Below are 15,124 nucleotides of genomic sequence, written 5' to 3'. Positions count from 1 at the left end.
CTCGCCTTAAAGACGACATGCACACGCAGAGCCTGTGTTGGTGCATGAGTGGATAGGGGCTGAAGCGTTACAAGCCACCAAAGGAGATAAAAATGGAAAGGAAGAAAGTTTGGCTGACGTTTGACGATGGTCCTCGGCAAACCCAGACCGAAACCGTGCTCGAAACACTGGCGCTGTTTGATATCAATGCAACGTTTTTTATTGTTGGCAATCTGGTTGCCAGGCAAGGCGAGCGTATCAAGCGCATCCTGGGCGAAGGGCACCGGATCGGCAATCACACTTACGATCATCTGAGACTGGTCGGCCAGGACAAGGACACCATCATCGATCAAATCAAAATGACGGAGCAGGCACTGGCTCCCTACCAGCAGCCGGACCTGATCATGAGGCCGCCTTATGGCGCTCACGATGCGCTGGTCGATCGCACTGTCGCCGAGTTGGGGTACCGGCAGGTTCTCTGGAGCGTGGATACCCTGGACTGGAACAGCAACTACCAACCGGGGGGCTGGGTATCCCATGGTGTTGAGCAAATAAGGAACAGAAAGAACTCCATTGTGCTGATGCATGACATACACGCGACCACGGCCAATAATCTTGGCCGGTTCATCGGACAAATAAAACTGCTGGGCGATGTGGATTTCGAATCACCGGCCACACTGGCGATTCCGCCGGTCAGCCAGTTGAACATGTATGTGGTTGTCAGGGGCGATACATTGTCCAAAATTGCCAGAGAGTTTTATGGTGATGCTGCCAGGTACCTACTGATCTTTAATGCGAACAGGTCGGTGCTGGATCATCCAGATAGAATTTATCCTGGCTTGTCACTGATCATCCCGCCTTTAGGGTAAGCGTTCGCAAAACCTGGGCGGGGTATTTCCGGGTGTGTTCGCAAGGACGCCAGTGATCACTGCGCAACGCGGGTGCTGAAACTCAGCTCTCCTGCGCCCGATAAGCCCCCGGCGTCAGCCCCGTCCACTTCTTGAACGCCCGGTGAAACGCCGACGGCTCGGAAAACCCCAGTTGCTCGGCGATCTGTTGCAATGACAGGTCAGCGCGGCTCAGGTGATAAATCGCGATGTCCCGGCGCAACTGGTCCTTCAGTTCCTGAAAGCTCGAGCCCTCTTCCCGCAAATGCCGGCGCAAGGTCTGCGGGCTGATGTGCAGGTGGGCGGCCACGGCTTCCAGGTCGGGCCAGCGTGAGCTGTCGCGACTGAGCAAGCGCCGCAGGCGGCTGCTCAAACTGTCGCCATCATCCGGGCGCGAGAGCAGGTCGGCGGGGGAGCGCTCGAGGAAATGCTTGAGGGTGCGTTCATCCTGCAACAGCGGCATCGCCAGGTAGCGGCTGTGAAACAGCAGGCTGCTCTGGGGGCTGGAAAACTCGAGCGGACAGGAAAACAGCAGGTCGTACTCGGCGCCGTGTTCGGGCCGCGGGTAGCTGAACGTGGCCTGTTCCAGGCGAATGCGCTGGCCGATCAGCCAGCTGCCGAAACGGTGCCAGATCACCAGCAGGCTTTCGCTGAGGAAATGATCGGGGTCCCAAAGCTGCGAGTCGTCCAGGCTCAGGCGAACCCATTCATCTTCGCGGCTCAGGGTCAAACGCGGAGCCCCGGAGAATAGGCTATAAAACAATAAGCCGCGATTGAGTGCCTTATCCAGGTTGCGGCAGTGAATCACGGCATGGCACATCATCGCGAAGCTGCCCGGCCTGCTTGGGGCTTGCCCGAACCCCAGGTACTCGTCATCCAGTGCCAGCCATAACGCCTGGATCAGTTGGGTGAATTGCTCCGGAGCGATGCGTGCCCGGGGCTCGTCCAGCAACTCGGGGCTGATGCCCAGTTGCTGTAGCAGGCCCGAATACTCGTAGCCGTGCCGACGCGCACCACCGAGGGCGGCGCGGGCGAAATGACTGGCGATGGTGCGTTCGCGCATGGCAGCAGATCCGATCGTTGATCGACGGATGGTAGCTGCGCACTGCGGGCATGAACAGGGCGGATATCCGCCAAATAGCAGGACGACTTCTAGTGGAAGGGCGGAAATCCGCCACATGCTTGTAACCGTTCGATGACAGGGAATTCGCTGCAACCCCGGATATCAAAAGGCTTGCAGGGATTTTGCGGAAGGTGGCACGGGCCTTGCGATACAACGAGCAGATGCCTGCCGTTGTGCAGCTCGAAAAAACAAATCCCTCCAGTGCAGGAGGGTTCGCAATTGCGGTGTTGCGGGCAACAGATGGATGTTGTCACCGGGCACCCTTGAGGAACTTTGCAATGACGACTCGTCAGCCACTGTACAAATCCCTGTATTTCCAGGTGATCGTTGCAATTATCATCGGTATCGCACTCGGTCACTTCTATCCACAGTTTGGTGTGGCCGTTAAACCACTGGGTGACGGGTTCATCAAACTGATCAAAATGATCATCGCCCCGATCATCTTCTGCACCGTCGTCAGCGGTATCGCCGGCATGCAGGACATGAAAGCAGTCGGCAAGACTGGCGGTTACGCACTCCTTTACTTTGAAATCGTATCGACCATCGCATTGCTGGTGGGTCTGGTCGTGGTCAACGTCGTGCAGCCGGGCAATGGCATGCACATCGACGTCGCCACCCTTGATGCCTCCAAGGTTGCCGCTTATGTTGCAGCCGGTGCTGACCAAAGCGTCGTCGGCTTCCTGCTGAACGTGATCCCGGCCACCATCGTCGGCGCCTTTGCCACCGGTGACATCCTGCAAGTGCTGATGTTCTCGGTGATTTTCGGTTTCGCCTTGCATCGCCTGGGTGCCTACGGCAAGCCGCTGCTGGACTTCATCGATCGCTTCGCCCACGTGATGTTCAACATCATCAACATGATCATGAAGCTCGCGCCAATCGGTGCCTTCGGTGCCATGGCCTTCACCATCGGTGCCTACGGTGTCGGCTCGCTGGTGCAACTGGGTCAACTGATGGCCTGCTTCTACATCACTTGCCTGCTGTTCATCCTGGTCGTGCTGGGCTCCATCGCCCGCCTGCACGGCTTCAGCGTGCTGAAAATGATCCGCTACATCCGTGAAGAACTGCTGATCGTGCTGGGTACTTCTTCTTCGGAATCGGTGCTGCCACGCATGCTGATCAAGATGGAGCGTCTGGGCGCGCAGAAATCTGTCGTGGGTCTGGTGATCCCGACCGGCTACTCGTTCAACCTCGACGGTACCGCCATCTACCTGACCATGGCCGCGGTGTTCATTGCCCAGGCAACCGATACGCACATGGACATCACGCACCAGATCACCCTGCTGGTGGTGTTGCTGCTGTCGTCCAAGGGCGCTGCGGGCGTAACCGGTAGCGGTTTCATCGTACTGGCTGCCACCCTGTCCGCCGTGGGCCACCTGCCGGTTGCCGGCCTGGCGCTGATCCTCGGTATCGACCGCTTCATGTCCGAAGCCCGTGCCCTGACCAACCTGGTCGGCAACGCCGTGGCCACCATCGTTGTGGCCAAGTGGGTCAAGGAACTGGACACCGACGTGCTGCAAGCCGAGCTGGCCTCGGGCGGTCGCGGCATTGCCGACGAGCCTAAAGACGATGTTTTGGGCCACGTCGAAGAGGTAGCCCCGGCTAACGCCAAGTAAGCCTTGTCCTGATGAAAAACCCGCTTCGGCGGGTTTTTTCATGCCCGACGTTTGAGCGTAACGGTCACTGTACATGGCGCATAAGGTGATTGCCGCAATGCCAGTGGCTGCCTAGTCTGGGTGCATCGTTAAGGGAGAACGCTCATGCTCGGTCCACTGGCATCACTCAAGGTTCTGGATTTCTCGACACTGCTGCCGGGGCCGTTCGCCTCGTTGCTGCTGGCGGACATGGGCGCCGAAGTACTGCGCATCGAATCACCGACGCGCATGGATCTGCTGCGGGTGTTGCCACCCCACGATCAAGGCGTGTCAGCCAGTCATGCCTACCTCAATCGCAACAAGCGCAGCCTCGCTCTGGATCTCAAGCAGCCTGAGGCGCTGGAGGTGATCAGGTCGTTGCTGCAGGACTACGACATCGTGCTCGAGCAGTTCCGTCCAGGTGTCATGGAGCGTCTTGGCCTGGGTTACGAAGCCCTGAAGGCGATCAATCCGAAACTGATTTATGTGTCGATCAGCGGCTACGGTCAGACGGGCCCCTACAAGGACCGCGCCGGCCATGACATCAACTACCTGGCCCTGTCCGGGCTCGCGAGTTACACCGGCCGAACCAACAGTGGGCCGCTGCCATTGGGCATGCAGGTGGCGGATGTCGCCGGTGGCTCGCTGCACGGGGTGATTGGCTTGCTGGCGGCGGTCATTGCCCGGCAGCAAACCGGTCAGGGCCAGCACCTGGATGTCAGCATGACCGACTGCGCGTTCAGCCTGAATGCGATGGCGGGTGCCGGGTATCTGGCCTGTGGCGTCGAGCCGGGTCCGGAAAACCAGGTGCTCAACGGCGGTAGCTTCTATGACTATTACCGCTCACGGGATGGGCGCTGGCTGTCGGTGGGCAGCCTGGAACCGGCGTTCATGAAGCAGTTGTGTACGGCGTTGGGGCTGGAGGATTTGGCCGGTCTCGGCCTGTCACCGCAAGCGGCGCATCAGAAACAGCTTAAAGACGCGCTGAAGGTTGAATTCGAAAAGCATGACTTTGCCGATTTGCGCGCGCTGTTCGCCGAACTGGATGCTTGTGTCGAACCGGTGTTGAGCCTGGGAGAAGCGCTGCGTCATCCGCAGTTGCAGGCGCGGGAGTTGGTGACCGAAGTGCCCCGTGGCGATGGCTCGTCCCAGGCGCAGATGGCTTGTCCGCTGAAGTTTTCGCAAGGGTTGCCTGAGCCCCGGCATGTTGGCGCGGCGTTGGGGCAACATACGGATCAGGTGTTGGGGGAGTTGGGGTTCAGTGCGCAGAGGATTGAAGAGTTGCGGCGATCCAAGGTGATTCTCTAGTGCCTGTCAGGCCGCCATCGCGAGCCTGCTCGCGATAGCGGCGTCACAAACACCGAAAATCCAACTACTCGACCCGCATCTCCCCACTGAACACCAGGGTATTGCGACACCGTCGGCACAAATACCGCCGACCTTGCCGAACCAGGCTGTGGCGCTGCGCCGAGAACGGGAAGTCGCTGTCGGCGCACGGGCACTTGTAGATGTAGCGGGTCACGCTGCGGCGTTTGACGTCATAGGTGTGGCAGCGGTTGGGCGGCAGTTCGTACACACCGCGCATGATCAATTGCCACTCTTCGCCATGGGGCTGGATGCGGTCGCCGAACAGCTGGTGGGCAATCAGGTGCGCGACTTCATGGGCCACGGTCTGCTTGAGGAAATCTTCGGTGTTTTCCCGGTACAGCTGCGGGTTGAAGCGCAGTAGGTTCTCGTGCAAATGCGCGACACCGGCTTTTTGCCCGCGCAGCTTGAGGCTCACCACGGGGCGCTTGAAAGGTCGTTTGAAAAAGGATTCGGCTAGTTGGAAACAGTCTTCGACGCGGGTATTGAGTTGCTCGGGCATGCTTGATGGATCTCCAGAGCACTCGAGTATGCCGCAACCCTCGGACCTTGCGAATCGCCAAGTTGCCGAATGGTCGTGTGCGTTCTCGTTGCTGAAGAATGAAAAGGCCGCCTTGCGGCGGCCTTTGTCGGCAGTTCTGACTTTCAGTGATGAGCGGTTAACTGGTGTAGACCGGGCCCACGCCGAGTCCCCAGACAATTACAGTGAACGCCATGATGGCGACCAGCACCACCAGGCCTACGGCGAGCACCGAGCTTGAAAACAGGAAGCCCTCGTCAGATGGAATGTTCATGAACGTCGGCAAGCCCACGTACAGCAAATACACCGTGTAGCAGATGGCGGCGGTGCCGACGATCATCCCCAGCCACAAGTGCGGGTACAAGGCGGCGAGGCCGCCGATGAACAACGGTGTAGCGGTGTAGGTTGCAAACGCAATGCAGCGGGCGAGGCTTGGGTTGGCGTCATAGGTGCGGGCCATCCAGTGGATGAATGCGCCCATTACCGCGACACCACCGAGCATCGCCAGGTAGGACATGACCGTCATCCATATCGCGCTTTCTACGGTCAGCATCACGGGAGCCCGATTGCCGATGACCCAGCCGACCTGTGTGGTGCCAATAAAGGCAGACACGGCGGGGATCGCCGCCAGGATCAGCGTATGGGTCAGGTACATGTGGCTGATGCTTTCCTCCTGGTCGCCACGGATTTCTTTCCATTCTTGGTCAGGGTGGGTGAAGAGCCCCACTACGTGATGGATCATGCCAGTCACTCCTCTTGTTTTACCGTCGCCCCCCAGTGGAGCGCCTACGGGCCAATACGGCCAAGTAAGTTATAGGTCTGAATTTGTACGTGACCTTATGTCGCAGTATAGGGAGGAGTTTCCCCAGAGGGAGTAGGGGCTTTAGAGCAAATCGCGCTGTAAACACAGTTGTTAATCGCCGCGAGGTCTGTGGCGAACAGCCCTTTTGGCGAGGCACTTCGCCCCTGAGGTGTTTTTGCGTAAAATGCCGGCCTTTCGTCACATCTCACGGATTTCGCGTCATGGGCACACTCACGGTCAACCAGAACAAACTGCAAAAGCGCCTTCGCCGACAGGCCGGTGAGGCGGTTGCCGATTTCAACATGATTGAAGACGGCGACAAGGTCATGGTCTGCCTGTCCGGTGGCAAGGACAGCTACACCATGCTCGATGTGCTGATGCACTTGCAGAAGGTCGCGCCGATCAAGTTCGAGATCGTGGCCGTGAACATGGACCAGAAGCAGCCGGGCTTCCCGGAGCACGTATTGCCGGCCTACCTGAAAGAACTGGGTATCGAGTACCACATCGTCGAAAAAGACACTTACTCGGTGGTCAAGGAACTGATTCCGGAAGGCAAAACCACCTGCTCGCTGTGTTCGCGCCTGCGTCGCGGCACGCTCTACACCTTCGCCGACGAAATCGGCGCGACCAAGATGGCCCTCGGTCACCACCGCGATGACATCGTCGAGACGTTCTTCCTGAACATGTTCTTCAACGGTTCGCTCAAGGCCATGCCACCGAAGCTGCGCGCCGACGATGGGCGCAACGTGGTGATCCGCCCGCTGGCCTACTGCAATGAAAAAGACATCCAGGCCTACTCGGACTTCAAGCAATTCCCGATCATCCCGTGCAACCTCTGTGGTTCCCAGGAGAACCTGCAGCGTCAGGTGGTCAAGGAAATGCTGCTGGACTGGGAGCGCAAGACCCCGGGCCGTACCGAGAGCATTTTCCGTAGCCTGCAGAACGTGATCCCGTCGCAACTGGCGGACCGCAACCTGTTCGACTTCACCAGCCTGAAGATTGACGAAAGCGCGGCTCCACCTTTGTGGGTGGGAGTCTGTGGTGAGGGGGCAAGCCCCCTCACCACAGACTCGCTCCCACAGGTTTTTCGTTTACCTCAGGAGAGGGCATGCGCGATTACAAGTGGCTCAATGAATACTGTCTGAACCGCTTCGGTTCGGCGGCTGAACTGGAGGCCCATCTGCCCGTTCCCAAGACTCCGGCACAACTGCGCAAGATCAGCGACGATCGCTACCTCTCGATGATGGCACTGCGTGTATTTCGCGCCGGGCTCAAGCACAGCCTGGTGGATGCCAAGTGGCCGGCTTTCGAAGAAGTGTTTTTCAAGTTCGACCCGGAAAAAGTCGTGCTGATGAGCGCCGAGCATCTGGAACGGCTGATGCAGGACACGCGGATCATCCGTCACCTGGGCAAGCTCAAGAGCGTGCCGCGCAATGCGCAGTTCATACTGGACGTGGCCCATGAAAAGGGCAGCTTCGGTGCGCTGATCGCCGATTGGCCGGTGACCGATATCGTCGGGCTCTGGACCTTCCTGAAAAAACGCGGACATCAGTTGGGCGGGCTGTCAGCCCCGCGCTTCTTGCGGATGATCGGCAAGGACACCTTTGTACCGAGCTATGACGTGGTGGCGGCGCTGAATGCGCAGGACATCATCGACAAGGTGCCGAGCAGTCTGCGCGACCTGGCTTTGGTGCAGGACGTGTTCAATCAGTGGCATGAAGAAAGTGGTGGGCGGCCGATGAGCCAGATTTCGATGATGCTGGCTTATACAGTGAATCATTAAGACCGTGTCGCCCCAATCGCGAGCAGGCTCGCTCCCACATTGGATTGCATTTCAATGTGGGAGCGGCGGTGCGACGATTCGACTTGCTCGCGAAGGCGTCGGATCAGGCAACAGAGATTTCGCCTTCACCCGCCAGCTTACGGTTCAACTGATAGCGCCAGCGCACATACAACAGCGCCGAGCAGAACACCGCCAGGCTCGCACCCATCTCCAGCAAACCGAAGATTTGCCGGTTCGGGTCATAGGCCGCCAATGCACCCTTGATGAAATACAGGTTCACCACAAAGCACATCCACGAATGCCCGCGAGGGCTGCCGATGATCATCCCCGGCGCCAGAATCAGCAATGGCACCAGTTCGATCAACAGGATCACCCAGGGGCGTGCCCCATGCAGGTCGGCAATCGCCAGGTAGTAAACACACAGCAATCCCACCAGGCCGAAAAAGCACAGCAGGCTGATGGCACGCATCGCCTTGGCGCGTGGTTGGAGCCATTCGAGGGCGGGTAGAATCTTCGGCTTCTTGGCCACCTCAGCTCTCCAGTTTCTGTGCGGTCTTGGCCAGGCGCATACCCAGCGCGCGGCACAGCGCCACTTCATGGGCATCCAGACCGCTTTTGCCGTCGGCACCAGCGTGGTGGCTGGCGCCGTAAGGCGTACCGCCGCCCTGGGTTTCCAGCAGCGCCGACTCGCTGTAGGGCAGGCCGGTGATCAGCATGCCGTGGTGCAGCAACGGCAGCATCATCGACAGCAGCGTGGTTTCCTGGCCGCCGTGCAGGCTCGCGGTGGAGGTGAACACACCCGCCGGTTTGCCCACCAGGGCGCCGGTCAGCCACAAATTGCTGGTGCCATCGAGAAAGTACTTGAGCGGCGCCGCCATGTTGCCGAAGCGGGTCGGGCTGCCGAGCGCCAGGCCGGCGCAGTTCTTCAGGTCGTCGAGGCTGGCATACAGCGCACCTTCGTCGGGAATCTCCGGCGAAACGGCTTCGCACTCGCTGGAAATCGCCGGCACCGTGCGCAGGCGGGCCTCAAGCCCGGCCTGTTCGACGCCACGGGCGATCTGCCGGGCCATTTCGTTGGTCGAGCCGCTGCGGCTGTAGTACAGAACCAGAATGTACGGTGCACTCATGGCAACAGTTCCAGGATCTGTTCCGGTGGGCGGCCGATGATGGCCTTGTCGCCGACTTCGAGAATCGGTCGCTCCATCAGTTTCGGGTGGGCGGCGATGGCGGCGATCAATTGCGCTTCGCTCAGGCTGTTGTCAGCCAGGTCGAGGGTCTTGTACTCGTCCTCGCCGGTGCGCAGCAATTGCCGGGCGCTGATCCCGAGTTTGCCCAGCAGGCTCTGAATCTGCGCGGCGTCCAGCGGGGTTTCCAGGTAGCGGACCACGGTCGGCGTCAGGCCACGGGCTTCAAGCAGTTCGAGCGCACCGCGGGATTTCGAGCAGCGCGGGTTGTGATAAAGCGTCAGATCGGTCATGAGCGGGTCGCATCTTGCGTAAGGTGGCGGCTATTCTAACTGTGCAGCGCGCAATCCAGAACCGTGAGAGGCGATGGGTCGCAGGCGCAATCAATTTTTGACAAGGAACACGACATGACAAGGCGACTGGCAGCAGCATTGACGATCATCGGAGCGTTGATGCTGGGGGGCTGCGGTAATGACTATGGCATCGACCAGGACGGTCATAAAATCGCCTCTGACCGCCTGGACGGCAAATGGCTGGTGCTTAACTACTGGGCAGAATGGTGCGGGCCTTGCCGTACCGAGATCCCGGAATTGAACACCCTGGCAGAGCAACTCAAGGACAAGAAAATCGGTGTGTTCGGGGTCAACTTCGACAATGTCCAGGGGCAAGAGTTGAAGGGCGCGAGCGAGAAATTGGGGATCAGGTTCACCGTGCTGGCCCAGGACCCTTCCGAACTGTTCGAGTTGCCGCGCAGCGAGGCGTTGCCGGTGACGTACATCATCGATAACAAGGGCAAGGTACGTGAGCAGTTGATGGGTGAACAGACGGCGGCGGGGGTGATGGCGAAGCTTGAGGCGTTGCAGGCGAAAAACTGATCAGATGATCGATTTCACTGTAGCCAGGGGCTTTTTGTGGTGAGGGGGCTTGCCCCCTCGCCACAGGTTTCTCGGGATACCCAGTAAGGATCAACCCTCCTCAAGCCACCAACGCAGCGGCTTGCCTTCGGCTGGCCAGAAGCGCATCTGCTCGATCGGGGAGACGTCCCAGCGCTGGACGTTTTCCAGGGCCTGGAGGAAGCGTTTTTCCTGTTCCATCAGCGCTGGCGCGCACAGTTTGCGGGTGCTGCCGATTTTGCCGAAGGTCAGTTTGTCGCTATCGAGGGTGTACGGCGCGAACCAGTGGTTGCATCCGCCATTGCCGTAGGCCCGGCCGTCTTCGCCGAGGGTGATGGTCAGGTGGCTGTAGTCCATCAACGGCCGCTCGCCGATCCACTCCAGAATGTAGCTGCGGTTCTGTTGCAGTTGCACCGGCTCGGAGGCGCAACCCAGCAGGCTGGCGCTGACCATAGTGGTCAGAGCGAGGCGTTTCATCACGCAGGCTCCTGGCATTTCGGGCACAGGTGTTTCTCGCCAGCGGTGGTCCAGCCCAGCTCGGCAATCCGCGCGGTGGCGGCAGGTTTTTCGGCCTTGTTGCCCAGCTTGGCATCGACGGCGAACTCGAAGCTCAGAGCTTTGGCGCAGCTGTCACAGTTCACTTGCCAGGTGTGGATGGCCAGTTCGCCGAACACCGGGCCACTGGCCACCGCGACCCATTGGCCGGGCGGGTTGATCAGGTGGCGAACCGTTTCGACGGTCAGGCGCATGGACAAGTCCTTGGCACCCTTGAGGGTCACGACCAGCACGTCGTTGTTGCGAATCGAGCCACCGTTGCCGGTGACCTGATAACGCCCTGGCACCAGGGCGCGGCATTCGGTGAGGGTGTGTTGCGGGTTCATCAGGCTGTAGCGGAAATCGTGTTCGACCATGGGTCCTCCAAATATGCGCGATATGCTATCACGGGCTTGCACGCCGCATCGCGCAGGCAGATGACCTTCGATCCGTTTCAGTCTCCCGTCACCTGGTTTTCCGGTGTGCCCGCCGTCCAGGCTGCAATGTTGCGCAATGTGGTGGTGGCAATCGCGTCCAGCGCTTCGCGGGTCAGAAAGGCCTGGTGCGCGGTGACGATCACGTTGGGGAAGGTCAGCAGCCGTGCCAGCACATCGTCTTGCAGCGGCAGGTCGGAGCGGTCCTCGAAGAACAACTGCGCCTCTTCCTCATACACATCCAGCCCCAGGTAACCCAGACGACCGTCTTTCAAGGCATCGATCAGCGCCGGGGTGTCCACCAGGCCGCCACGTCCGGTATTGATCAGCATCGCGCCCGGTTGCATGTGCGCCAGGGATTGGCGGTTGATCAAGTGCTTGCTCTGCTCGTTGAGCGGGCAGTGCAGGCTGATGATCTGCGATTCGGCCAGCAGCTGCGGCAGGCTCAGGTAGCGCGCGCCGAGGGCTTCGACCTGCGGGTTGGGACAGGGGTCGTAGGCCAGTAGCTTGCAGCCGAAACCGTGCATGATTTTGGCGAAGGTGGCGCCAATCTGACCGGTGCCGACCACGCCGACGGTCTTGCCCACCAGATCGAAACCGGTCAGCCCCTGCAGCCTGAAATCCCCATCGCGGGTGCGGTTACAGGCTCGGGGCAAGCGGCGGTTGAGTGCGAGGATCAGCGCCACTGCATGTTCGGCCACCGCGTGGGGCGAATAGGCCGGGACGCGCACGATGGCCAGTCCCAGACGTTTTGCCGTCGGCAAGTCGACATGGTTGTAACCGGCCGAGCGCAGGGCGATCAGGCGTGTGCCACCGGCGGCCAGGCGTTCGAGTACCGCCGCGCCGAGGTCATCATTGATGAACGCGCAGACCGCTTCATATCCCTGGGCGAGCGCCACTGTGTCGAGGCTCAGGCGCGCAGGCTGAAATTGCAGCTCGATGCCGGCAGGTTGTTCGGCAGCGAGAAAACTGTCGCGGTCGTAGTTCTGGCTGCTGAAAAGAATCGTACGCATGCGGTGCTCCTTGAAGGTGGCCTGCGCCGTTGAGCAAGCCGGCATTCGACAGTCGTCAGGTTAGCTCGCCGGCAGCCCTTCGCGATTGCGCTGCATCAAGCATTCATGCGCGCCTGGGCTGCCAGGCGATTGATTGCCCGGTCGAGCTCTTCCAGTGCCACGCTGGCTTTCGGGTCCTGTTGCTTGAGCAGGGTTTCGCTGCGTTGGCAGGCCGCACGCAATTGCGGTACGCCGCAGTAACGCGTCGCGCCATGCAGGCGATGGACCCGTTCGATCAGGGCGTTGTGGTCGTTACTTTGCTGAGCGAGGCGGATGGCTTCGCGGTCAGCCTCCAGGGACGCCAGCAGCATCGCCAGCATGTCCGCCGCCAGATCAGCCTTGCCAGCGGCCAGGCGCAATCCTTCGTCGTGGTCGAGCACCAACAGGTCATGGGCACCAGCATGCCCATCGCCGGAGCGCTCCGGGCTGTGATTGCGCAGCGCCAGGCCGCTCCATTTCAGCACCACCTGGGCCAATTGCCGTTCGCTGATCGGTTTGGTCAGGTAGTCGTCCATGCCGCTTTGCAGCAGCGCGCGTTTTTCGTTGGCCATGGCGTGGGCGGTGAGGGCCACGATCGGTAGCGGCGTGCAATGACGTTCGCTTTCCCACTGGCGGATCGCCTCGGTGCTCTGGCGACCGTCCATGCCGGGCATCTGTACGTCCATCAATACCAGATCGAATGTCTCGTTCTGCACCGCCCTGATGGCGGCATAACCGCTTTCCACCGCGAGTACCTTGGCACCCATGTCTTCGAGCAGGGTCTGCACCAGCATCAGGTTGGCCGGATTGTCGTCGACGCAAAGCACCTTCGGGGCTCGGCTGGACACTGGTTCGCCCGGTTCGCTGCGCATCGGTCGCGGGTTGACCAGGTCCGACAGGGAGCGTCGCAGCTTGCGGGTACAGGCCGGTTTCGCCTGGAGCTGGCTGTGGGGGTTGGGCACGGAAAGATGGAACAGCGTCTGTTCCGTGGTCGGGCACAGCACCAGCACTTTGCAGCCAAGATGTTCGAGGTCCCAGATGTGCTGGTTGAGGCGTTCCGGCGGCATGTCGTTGCTGGTGATGCCGAGCACTGCAAGGTCGATCGCCTGATCGGTCTGGTGGGCGGCGGTGACGCCATTGGTCAGGCTTTCCAGGGTGTTGAACGGTGTGGTGCTGAGACCGCAGTCTTCCAGTTGGTGCTGCAACGCCTGCCGGGCCAGTTCGTGGTTTTCCAGCACCGCCACCCGGCGCCCGAGCAGCGGCGCGGCGGGCAGGTCTTCGGCATCGTCGCGGGTTTTCGGCAGGCTCAGGCTGATCCAGAATTCCGACCCTTCCCCCGGCGTGCTGTCGACGCCGATCTCGCCGCCCATCTGTTCGATCAAACGTTTGGAAATCACTAGGCCCAGGCCAGTGCCGCCGGGTTGCCGCGACAGCGAGTTGTCGGCCTGACTGAAGGCCTGGAACAGGGCGCGTACGTCCTGGTTCGACAGGCCGATGCCGGTGTCCTGAATGCTGATGCGCAGCTGCACGGTGTCTTCGTGTTCTTCTTCGAGCATGGCGCGGGCGACAACGGTGCCTTCGCGGGTGAACTTGATCGCATTGCTCACCAGGTTCGTCAGGATCTGCTTGAGCCGCAGCGGGTCGCCCACCAGTGACAGCGGTGTGTCCCGATACACCAGGCTGACCAGTTCCAGCTGCTTGGCGTGGGCGGCCGGGGCGAGGATGGTCAGGGTGTCCTGGAGCAGGTCGCGCAGGTTGAACGGAATATGGTCGAGCACCAGCTTGCCGGCTTCGATTTTAGAGAAGTCGAGAATCTCGTTGATGATCCCCAGCAGGCTGTCGGCGGATTTTTCGATGGTACCCAGGTAGTCGAGCTGGCGTGGGGTGAGCTCGCTTTTTTGCAACAGGTGGGTGAAGCCGAGAATGCCATTGAGTGGCGTGCGGATTTCATGGCTCATGTTGGCCAGGAATTGGGACTTGATCCGGCTCGCTTCCAGGGCTTCCTTGCGCGCCAGATCCAGCTCGATGTTCTGGATCTCGATGGTTTCCAGGTTCTGGCGCACGTCCTCGGTGGCCTGGTCGATGCTGTGCTGCAATTCTTCCTGGGCGTTTTGCAGGGTGCCGGCCATGCGGTTGATGCCGGAGGCCAGTTCGTCCAGTTCCTGGCTGCCGAGGGGCGGCAAGCGGGTCTCCAGGTGGCCGTCCTTGAGTTGGGCCACGGCCTGCTTGATCTGGCTCAACGGCCGATTGATCGTGCGGCCCATGCGCACGGCCAGCAGTGCCGCACCCGTCAGTCCCGCAGCGATCAGCATCAGGCTGGCGAACAGGCTGCGGTAACCGCGCAACAGCATGCCGTTATGGGACAGTTCAAGCTCGACCCAGCCGAGCAGGCGGTCGGCTTCTTCGGGAATCACGTCCCCGGCCAGGTTGCGGTGTTTGCCGAATACCGGCAGCAGATAACGGGTCGCATCGCTGCCACTGCGGCGCAGCATTTGCGTGCCACTGCCAGAGGGCGTCTGATTGAGCATGGTCGGGCCGGCGTGGGCCAGCAACGTGCGGTCGGGAGCCAGGAAGGTCACGGCCCGTACGTCGGTTTGTTCCAGGGCCTGGGTGGCGATGCGTTCGAGCAGTTCGTTGTCCTGATGGCCCATGGCTGGCGCCACCAGTGGAGCCAGTTGCTCGGCGATCATTTCGCCGCGCTGCATGAGTTGGGTTTGCAGGTCAGCCTGTTGCATCCAAGTAAAATAACCCCCCAGCACCAACGCCATCAGGCTGGTTGGCAACAGGGTCAGCAATAGCACGCGGCCTTTGATTCCCAGTTTCTTGAGCACGCATCTCTCCTGCATCCCGCTATTTATAGGCCTGTACATGCATCCGCCATGCACCACTTGCGCAGTGTAGCGATTTGCTCGCGGGCAATCCTCGTAAAAATGGTGCCGTCATTCGTCGGCCCGGACG

15 protein-coding genes and 1 pseudogene are annotated in these 15,124 nt (G+C 60.4%); 6 read left to right on the top strand and 10 right to left on the bottom strand.

Annotated features, from left to right (window positions below):
• The first annotated feature begins 92 nt into the window (after positions 1–92).
• Positions 93–848 (top strand): polysaccharide deacetylase family protein, encoded by a 756-nt coding sequence (locus AC1DVE_RS22370; RefSeq protein ID WP_223456097.1) that lies wholly within the window; start codon positions 93–95, stop codon positions 846–848.
• Between the two features lie 82 nt (positions 849–930).
• Here AC1DVE_RS22370 and AC1DVE_RS22365 read toward each other — a convergent pair whose 3' ends face one another.
• Positions 931–1,929, bottom strand: coding sequence for an AraC family transcriptional regulator (locus AC1DVE_RS22365; protein WP_223456098.1), 999 nt, complete (start codon positions 1,927–1,929; stop codon positions 931–933).
• A 338-nt stretch (positions 1,930–2,267) separates the two neighbouring features.
• Here AC1DVE_RS22365 and AC1DVE_RS22360 point away from each other — a divergent pair, with 338 nt between their 5' ends.
• Positions 2,268–3,602, top strand: a complete 1,335-nt coding sequence (locus tag AC1DVE_RS22360) for a dicarboxylate/amino acid:cation symporter (protein ID WP_223456099.1) — start codon at positions 2,268–2,270, stop codon at positions 3,600–3,602.
• A 144-nt stretch (positions 3,603–3,746) separates the two neighbouring features.
• Positions 3,747–4,928: a CaiB/BaiF CoA transferase family protein gene (locus AC1DVE_RS22355; RefSeq protein WP_223543574.1), complete on the top strand. Its 1,182-nt coding sequence runs from the start codon at positions 3,747–3,749 to the stop codon at positions 4,926–4,928.
• Positions 4,929–4,992: 64 nt separating this feature from the next.
• Here AC1DVE_RS22355 and AC1DVE_RS22350 read toward each other — a convergent pair whose 3' ends face one another.
• Both AC1DVE_RS22350 and AC1DVE_RS22345 read right to left on the bottom strand, forming a co-directional pair.
• Positions 4,993–5,487: a SprT family zinc-dependent metalloprotease gene (locus AC1DVE_RS22350; RefSeq protein WP_046043022.1), complete on the bottom strand. Its 495-nt coding sequence runs from the start codon at positions 5,485–5,487 to the stop codon at positions 4,993–4,995.
• Between the two features lie 157 nt (positions 5,488–5,644).
• On the bottom strand, positions 5,645–6,247 hold the full coding sequence (locus tag AC1DVE_RS22345; protein ID WP_150726117.1) for a Yip1 family protein: 603 nt from the start codon (positions 6,245–6,247) through the stop codon (positions 5,645–5,647).
• A 281-nt stretch (positions 6,248–6,528) separates the two neighbouring features.
• On the opposite strand from AC1DVE_RS22345, the pseudogene ttcA reads away from it, so the two are divergent.
• Together ttcA and AC1DVE_RS22335 are read left to right on the top strand one after the other, a co-directional pair.
• Positions 6,529–7,326, top strand: a pseudogene (ttcA, locus tag AC1DVE_RS22340) (tRNA 2-thiocytidine(32) synthetase TtcA); the annotation flags it as partial.
• A gap of 89 nt (positions 7,327–7,415) precedes the next feature.
• The gene (locus tag AC1DVE_RS22335; protein ID WP_223456102.1) at positions 7,416–8,090 is read left to right on the top strand and encodes a DNA-3-methyladenine glycosylase I; all 675 of its coding nucleotides are present in this window, start codon (positions 7,416–7,418) and stop codon (positions 8,088–8,090) included.
• A 103-nt stretch (positions 8,091–8,193) separates the two neighbouring features.
• Here the strand turns inward: AC1DVE_RS22335 and AC1DVE_RS22330 are convergent, their stop codons facing one another.
• From AC1DVE_RS22330 to arsC, 3 genes are read right to left on the bottom strand one after another with little or no spacing between them, the layout of a single operon-like run.
• A complete protein-coding gene (locus AC1DVE_RS22330) occupies positions 8,194–8,619 on the bottom strand; it encodes a DUF2069 domain-containing protein (protein ID WP_223456103.1) in 426 nt (141 codons plus the stop codon).
• 1 nt (position 8,620) lies between these two features.
• Positions 8,621–9,217: an NAD(P)H:quinone oxidoreductase gene (wrbA, locus tag AC1DVE_RS22325; RefSeq protein ID WP_095942677.1), complete on the bottom strand. Its 597-nt coding sequence runs from the start codon at positions 9,215–9,217 to the stop codon at positions 8,621–8,623.
• Complete coding sequence (gene arsC / locus AC1DVE_RS22320; protein WP_085724786.1) at positions 9,214–9,567, bottom strand: arsenate reductase (glutaredoxin); 354 nt, start codon at positions 9,565–9,567, stop codon at positions 9,214–9,216. Before arsC ends, wrbA begins: the two co-directional genes overlap by 4 nt.
• 114 nt (positions 9,568–9,681) lie before the next feature.
• On the opposite strand from arsC, the gene AC1DVE_RS22315 reads away from it, so the two are divergent.
• Entirely contained in the window at positions 9,682–10,149 is a 468-nt protein-coding gene (locus AC1DVE_RS22315) for a TlpA disulfide reductase family protein (RefSeq protein ID WP_150726121.1), read from the top strand.
• Between the two features lie 90 nt (positions 10,150–10,239).
• On the opposite strand, the gene AC1DVE_RS22310 is transcribed toward AC1DVE_RS22315, so the two are convergent.
• The 4 genes from AC1DVE_RS22310 to AC1DVE_RS22295 form a co-directional block, all read right to left on the bottom strand.
• Entirely contained in the window at positions 10,240–10,644 is a 405-nt protein-coding gene (locus tag AC1DVE_RS22310; protein ID WP_223533016.1) for an META domain-containing protein, read from the bottom strand.
• Positions 10,644–11,078, bottom strand: coding sequence for a hypothetical protein (locus AC1DVE_RS22305; protein ID WP_223456105.1), 435 nt, complete (start codon positions 11,076–11,078; stop codon positions 10,644–10,646). Before AC1DVE_RS22305 ends, AC1DVE_RS22310 begins: the two co-directional genes overlap by 1 nt.
• A gap of 77 nt (positions 11,079–11,155) precedes the next feature.
• The gene (locus AC1DVE_RS22300; RefSeq protein WP_223534302.1) at positions 11,156–12,148 is read right to left on the bottom strand and encodes a 2-hydroxyacid dehydrogenase; all 993 of its coding nucleotides are present in this window, start codon (positions 12,146–12,148) and stop codon (positions 11,156–11,158) included.
• A gap of 95 nt (positions 12,149–12,243) precedes the next feature.
• The gene (locus tag AC1DVE_RS22295) at positions 12,244–14,997 is read right to left on the bottom strand and encodes a response regulator (protein ID WP_477784187.1); all 2,754 of its coding nucleotides are present in this window, start codon (positions 14,995–14,997) and stop codon (positions 12,244–12,246) included.
• Between the last annotated feature and the right edge of the window lie 127 nt (positions 14,998–15,124).

It is taken from the genome of Pseudomonas sp. P4_B4, from assembly GCF_056402255.1.
Note: the sequence above shows the minus strand (reverse complement) of the source record. Positions and strands in the feature narration are given on the sequence as shown.